Consider the following 6924-nt stretch of genomic DNA (forward strand, 5'->3'; position numbering starts at 1 on the left):
GAGGCAGATGGCAGCAGAGACGTTGACAGGCTTGTCGGGCAAGGTCGCCGTAACGAACATCGGTCTGCTGTTATCCGGCGACATCGACAAACCGATTCTCGATGCGAACACGCTGGTGATCGACGACGGCGTGATCGTCGCGATCGGTCGGGAGAAAGATTGTGACCTCGAGGGCGCGCGAACCACGGTCGACTGCAAAGGCACCGCGGTCGCGCCTGGCCTGATCGACTCGCACGTGCATCCGGTGTTCGGCGACTGGACGCCGCGGCAGAATCAGATGGGCTGGATCGAGTCGAATCTGAACGGTGGCGTGACGACCATGATCTCCGCCGGCGAAGTGCACTTGCCTGGGCGTCCGAAAGACGTACTCGGCGTCAAGGCGCTCGCGATTACCGCGCAGCGTTCGTTCGAAGGGATGCGCGGCGCGGGTGTCGGTGGCGGCGTGAAGGTCATGGCGGGCGCGCCGGTGATCGAGAAGGGGATGGTCGAAGAGGACTTCAAGGAGCTTTCGGAAGCGGGCGTGAAGCTGCTCGGTGAAGTCGGTCTCGGCAGTGTGAAGGGCGGCGAGGAAGCCGCACAGATGGTGGCGTGGGCCCGCAAGTACGGCATTCAAAGCACGATTCACACGGGCGGCCCGTCGATTCCCGGCTCGGGCCTGATCGACCGGGACGTGGTGCTCGCTGCCGACGCGGACGTGATCGGCCACATCAACGGCGGCCATACCTCGCTGTCCTATCGGCACGTATGCGATCTGTGCGAGCAATCGAGCCGCGCGCTGGAGATCGTTCACAATGGTAATGAACGGATCGCCCTGCTCACCGCGCGCCATGCGATCGAATTGAAGTGTCCGCACCGGATTATTCTCGGCACGGATAGCCCGGCGGGTTCCGGCGTGCAACCGCTCGGCATTCTGCGGATGATCGCGCTGATCTCGAGTCTCGCGGATGTCCCGGCTGAAATCGCTTTCTGTTTTGCGACCGGCAACACCGCGCGGCAACGCAATCTGCGTCAGGGATTGATCGAAGTGGGGCGTCCCGCCGATCTGGTCTTCATGGATCGCGCACAGCACACGGCGGCCGATACGCTGCTGGAAAGCGTGCAACTGGGCGATATTCCCGGCGTCGGCATGGTGATGATCGACGGGCTGATCCGCTGCAGGCGCAGCCGCAATACGCCACCGGCAACCGAAGTGCCGGTGGTGCTTTGAGCGCCTTCCGCACGGCGTGGCCGGTACTCCCATGAACCGTCCGGCGTCTCTTGCGCTGCACGTCAACGGCGCGACCCATCTGGTCAGCGCCGCTGCCGATACGCCGCTGCTTTATCTGCTGCGCAACGACCTCGCATTGAACGGTCCGAAATTCGGATGTGGTCTCGGCGAATGCGGCGCGTGCACGGTATTGCTCGATGGCATGCCGACGCGCTCGTGCGTGACGACCGCGAAGGTTGCGCTGGGGCGCGAGATCACCACGCTCGAAGGATTGGGTACGCGTACCGCGCTGCATCCGGTGCAGCAGGCATTTATCGAGGAACAGGCCGCACAGTGCGGCTATTGCCTGAACGGCATGATCATGACCGCCAAAGCGTTGCTCGATCGCGATCCGCATCCGGGTGTCGAAACGATTCGGCGGGAATTGTCGCGCAATCTCTGCCGCTGCGGCACGCATGTCGAGATCGTGCGCGCGGTTCAGCGCGCAGCGGAATTGCTTGCCGTGCAAGCGGTGCCGGATCAGGGAGCGCAGGCATGACCGGGCCGGATTTCAGCGTCGATCGGCGGGCCGCGCCGCCGTCGCGGCAGCACCTCTACGACGCGCAGAGTGTGCTGCTCGTCACGCGGCCGCCGCAACCGCCGGTGCGCGCGGCGATTGGGCAGCCGGGGTCGCGCTCCACGTTCGTACCGACGCAAGCCGACATGTTTCTTGTCGTGCGCGACGACGGCAGTGTGGTTGCGTTCAACGGTCACGTCGATCTCGGCACCGGCATCGGCACAGCGCTCGCGCAGATCGTCGCGGAAGAACTGGATGTGCCGTTGACGCGCGTATCGATCGTGCTGGGTCATACGAACGAGGCGCCGAATCAGGGTCCGACGATCGCGAGCGCGACGATCCAGATATCGGCCGTGCCGTTACGGCATGCAGCCGCGCAAGCCCGGCAATTCCTGCTGGCGGAAGCGGCCGCGCGTTTGAAGGTCGATGCGACGCAACTCGATGTGCGCGACGGCGTGATCTTTCAATGTGACGACGACACCATCAAAGGTCTGAGCTACGGCGAACTGATCGCCGGCCGGCGTATTGAACTGACACTCGCCACCGACGCGCCTTTGAAATCACCCGACACGTACAGGATCGTAGGCAAGAGCTCGCCGCGTGTCGATATTCCCGCGAAGGCCACGGGAGAACTGAGCTTCGTGCATGACGTGCGCGTGCCGGGCATGCTGCACGGCCGTGTCGTACGACCGCCTTACGCGGGAATCGCGCAGGGCGAGTTCATCGGCAATAGCCTGTTGCATGTCGATGAACATTCCCTTCGTGACTTGCCCGGCATCGTCAAGGTAGTGGTGATCCGCGATTTCGTGGGTATTGTCGCTGAGCGCGAAGAGATCGCGCAGCAGGCGGTGAAGCGGTTGGATGTACGGTGGAAAACAGTAGAAGGTTTGCCGCCGCTCGAAACCAGCGAGGAAGTGGAGGCCGCGCTAAGAGCCAATCCGGCCAGCCGGCGCGATCTGGTGATCGAAGGCGACATCGACGCAGCGCTTGCGCAAGACCCGGCCCGGACGCTGGAACGCACTTACGTATGGCCGTTTCAGATGCACGCGTCGATTGGACCGTCGTGCGCGGTGGCCGACTACCGGGAAGGGACACTGAAGGTCTGGTCGGGTACGCAGAATCCCCATTCGTTGCGCGCCGACCTCGCTCTGCTGATGGCGCTGGACGAAGCGCACATCGAAATCGTGCGCATGGAAGCGGCCGGGTGCTATGGCCGCAATTGCGCGGACGACGTCGCCGCCGATGCTGCGCTGCTCTCGCGCGCAACCGGCAGTCCCGTGCGTGTGCAACTCTCGCGCGAAGACGAGCATGCCTGGGAGCCCAAGGGTGCAGCGCAATTGATGGACGTGCGCGGCGCTTTAGGCGCGCAAGGCGAACTCGCCGGCTACGATTTCGCAACGCGCTATCCATCGAACGACGCCCCCACGTTGGCGCTGTTGCTTACCGGAACCCTCTCCGCGCAGCCGCAGGTCTTCGAAATGGGCGACCGTACGGCCGTGCCGCCATACGACTACCGGACCATGCGCATCGTTTGCGACGACACGCCGCCGATCGTGCGCGCGTCCTGGCTAAGAGGCGTGTCCGCGTTGCCGAACACGTTCGCGCATGAGTCTTTCATCGACGAACTCGCGGCGCAAGCGGGCGCGGACCCCGTTGAGTTTCGGCTGAAACATCTCACTGATCCGCGTGCGATGGATCTCGTCAAGGCGGTGGCCGAGAAAGCCGGCTGGCAACCTCGTCCCGCCGCGTTTAAGGACGAGGCTCAGGAACAGGGCGACGTTGTACGCGGCAGAGGTTTTGCATACGCCCGCTACGTGCACAGCAAATTCCCCGGCTTCGGCGCGGCGTGGTCCGCGTGGGTTGCCGACGTCGAAGTGAACCGCAGGAGCGGCGAGCTTGCGGTGACGCGCGTAGTGGTCGGGCAGGACACCGGCACGATGGTGAATCCGGATGGCGTGCGCCATCAGATTCACGGCAACGTGATCCAGGCAACCAGCCGCGCGCTGAAAGAACGCGTGACGTTCGGCGAGAATGCGGTGACAAGTCAGGAGTGGGGCGCGTACCCGATTCTGACTTTCCGTGAAGTGCCGGTAATCGACGTGGTGATGATGCCGCGTCACGGCGAGCCGCCGATGGGCACCGGCGAATCGGCTTCGCTGCCCGGTGCCGCAGCGATCGCCAACGCGTTATATGACGCGACAGGGGTGCGTTTTCGCAGGCCGCCGTTCACGCCTGAAACGATTCGCGCCGCGCTCGCCGATGCGCAAGCGCAGGAAGCCACTGCACGCAGCAGGAAGCGCTGGCGATTCGGCTTTCTCGGCACGCTCGCCGCGGGCGCGGTCGGCTGGCTGGGCGTACTGGCCATGTCGCCGGCAGCCATTGCGCCGATTGCGCCGCCGCTCGCGAGCGCGTTCGCGCCCGAACTGGTGGCGCGCGGCAAGCTGCTCGCGTCGCTGGGTAACTGCGCGGTTTGCCATACTGCCCACAATGGCGTGCCGAACGCGGGTGGCAAACCGCTCGATACGCCATTCGGCACCGTGTATAGCACCAACATCACGCCCGACGGACTAACGGGCATCGGTACATGGTCGCTCGACGCGTTCGTGCGGGCGATGCGGCAAGGTATCAGCCGCGACGGGCATCGTCTGTATCCCGCGTTCCCCTACACGTCGTTCAAAAACACTTCCGACGACGACCTCAAGGCGCTTTACGCTTACCTGATGGCACAGACGCCGGTGCGCTCGCGCCCGCCGGAAACGAAGCTGGCGTATCCGTTCAGCGTGCGTCCGCTGATGGCCGTATGGAACGGGCTTTTTCTTGGACGCAACCCCTTGCCCGCCGATGCGACTCGAAGCGCGCAATGGAATCGCGGAGCGTACCTGGTGAACGGTCTCGGCCATTGCAGCGCATGCCATACGCCGCGCAACGCATTCGGCGCCGAGAAAACCGGCGCCGCGTTCATGGGCGGCGGCATGGCGGACGGATGGGAAGCGCCCGCGCTGTCGACGCTTTCCAATGCGCCCGTACCCTGGAGCGAAGACGAACTGTTCAGCTATCTGCGCTACGGTCACGCGCCCTTGCATGGCGTCGCGGCCGGGCCGATGGCGCCCGTCGTCAACGATCTGGCGGCCTTGCCCGATAGCGATATTCGCGCGATGGCCACGTATCTGGCCTCGTTGAATCCTCTCGAGGCCAACGCGGATCCGGCAGCCATGGCGCGTCAATATGAGCAGGCCAGTACGATAACGGGTACCGCAACCGGTCCTGGTGCACGCCTGTTCGATGGCGCGTGTGCAGCCTGTCATCACACCGGTAGCGGGCCGCAATTGTTTGGTGCGCATCCGTCGCTGGCGCTTAACACGAATCTGCACAGCGCGACGCCTGATAATCTGATTCGCGTGATTCTCGATGGTATCGGCTCGCCTGCGCGTCCCGAACTCGGTACGATGCCGGCTTACCGTGATAGTTTCAACGACGCGCAGGTCGCCGAACTCGTGTCCTACCTGCGTCAGCAATTCGCCGGCGGCAAACCGGCATGGCAGGACGTCGCGGCAAGCGTCGCCAGAATCCGCGCGGCGCCGCGGGCAGAGTGAAGTCGCCGAACGCATTGCCCCGCCGGTGTGCAACAGAACTTGCAGCACGGCTCGCTGAAGGAATTACCGGGCGAACCGTTGAACGAATCACGAAACGCTTCAACGCTTGATAAAAAGACCGCATTCCCGCAATCCTTTTGATAACGGAGAAACGCATGACCACGCGCGCAGGATGGATCTCTCGCCTCACGGTTTCAACGGTTCTATCGCTCGCGGCTGTCGGCGCGAGCGCGCAGCAGACCATCAAGATCGGTGAGATCAACAGCTACAAGGCGCAGCCGGCCTTTCTCGGACCTTACAAGAACGGCTGGAATCTCGCGCTCGACCAGGTGAATGCGGCGGGCGGTGTATTGGGCAAGCAACTCGAAGTGGTGTCGCGCGACGACAACGGCAATCCGGGCGACACGATCCGTGTCGCGCAGGAATTGATTGCACGTGAGCAGGTGCAATTACTGTTCGGCGGTTTCCTGTCGAACACGGGTCTTGCGTTGACTGACTTTGCCAAGCAGAAGAAGATTTTCTTCCTTGCGGCCGAGCCGTTGACGGACAAGATCGTGTGGGCCGACGGTAACAAATATACGTACCGACTGCGTCCATCGACGTACATGCAGGTTGCGATGCTGGTGCCTGAGGCGGTGAAGCTGAAGAAGAAGCGCTGGGCGCTCGTGTATCCGAATTACGAGTATGGGCAATCGGCGGTGGCGACGTTCAAGAAGCTGATGACGGCGGCGCAGCCGGACGTGCAGTTTGTTGCCGAGCAGGCGACGCCGCTGGGTAATGTCGACGCGGGCGCGGTCACGCAGGCGCTTGCCGATGCGAAGCCGGATGCGATTTTCAACGTGCTGTTCGGCGCCGATCTCGGCAAGTTTGTGCGAGAAGGTAATACGCGGGGCTTGTTCAAGGATCGCAGCGTGGTGTCGTTGCTGACGGGCGAGCCGGATTATCTCGATCCGTTGGGGGCGGAGGCGCCGACTGGCTGGATCGTGACGGGGTACCCGTGGTATTCGATCGATACGGCGGCGAACAAGAAGTTTGTGGATGCGTATCAGGCGAAGTACCACGATTATCCGAGGCTTGGGTCGGTGGTCGGGTATTCGGCGCTGATGTCGATTGCGGCGGGGATCAGGAAGGCTGGGTCTACGGATCCGGATAAGCTTGCTGCCGCGTTCAAGGGCTTAGGGGTGGATACGCCCTTTGGGCCGATTACTTATCGGGCTCAGGATAATCAGTCGACAATGGGGGCGTTTGTTGGGGTGACCGGGGTTAAGGATGGGAAGGGGGTGATGACTTCTTATCGGTATGTGGACGGCGCTAGTGTGCAGCCGTCGGATGCTGAGGTTAAGAAGTTGAGGGCGGCGGAGTGAGGGGGTTTTTGCCTGTTCGGCGGTTTTGTTGTTGATCTGGAGTTTGGGCGGTGCCCCGCTTGGTTCGTGGTTTGTTCTGCTGTTGGTCTTTTGGCCTTTCCTTGAATTGTTAGTGGTCTATTAGCGTTGCCCCTGTGCGGGGCGGCACCTACTTTTCTTTGCCTGCCGCAAAGAAAAGTAGGCAAAAGAAAGCGGCTCACACCG

The 6924-nt window shown here is 62.9% G+C and carries 4 protein-coding genes; all 4 read left to right on the forward strand.

Annotation, left to right across the window (positions count from 1 at the left end):
• The first annotated feature begins 7 nt into the window (after positions 1–7).
• Positions 8–1207 carry an amidohydrolase family protein gene (locus AC57B6_RS32755; RefSeq protein ID WP_028200506.1) on the forward strand — a complete coding sequence of 400 codons (1200 nt, stop codon included), beginning with the start codon at positions 8–10 and terminating at the stop codon, positions 1205–1207.
• A gap of 31 nt (positions 1208–1238) precedes the next feature.
• Positions 1239–1745, forward strand: coding sequence for a (2Fe-2S)-binding protein (locus tag AC57B6_RS32760; RefSeq protein ID WP_496422877.1), 507 nt, complete (start codon positions 1239–1241; stop codon positions 1743–1745).
• Complete coding sequence (locus tag AC57B6_RS32765) at positions 1742–5356, forward strand: molybdopterin cofactor-binding domain-containing protein (RefSeq protein WP_496422878.1); 3615 nt, start codon at positions 1742–1744, stop codon at positions 5354–5356. The genes AC57B6_RS32760 and AC57B6_RS32765 overlap by 4 nt, the downstream gene beginning before the upstream one ends.
• A gap of 155 nt (positions 5357–5511) precedes the next feature.
• On the forward strand, positions 5512–6720 hold the full coding sequence (locus tag AC57B6_RS32770; RefSeq protein ID WP_028200503.1) for an ABC transporter substrate-binding protein: 1209 nt from the start codon (positions 5512–5514) through the stop codon (positions 6718–6720).
• Positions 6721–6924: the final 204 nt, after the last annotated feature.

The sequence above is a fragment of the Paraburkholderia sp. BGA-UO-ETr-F12 genome (assembly GCF_059567945.1).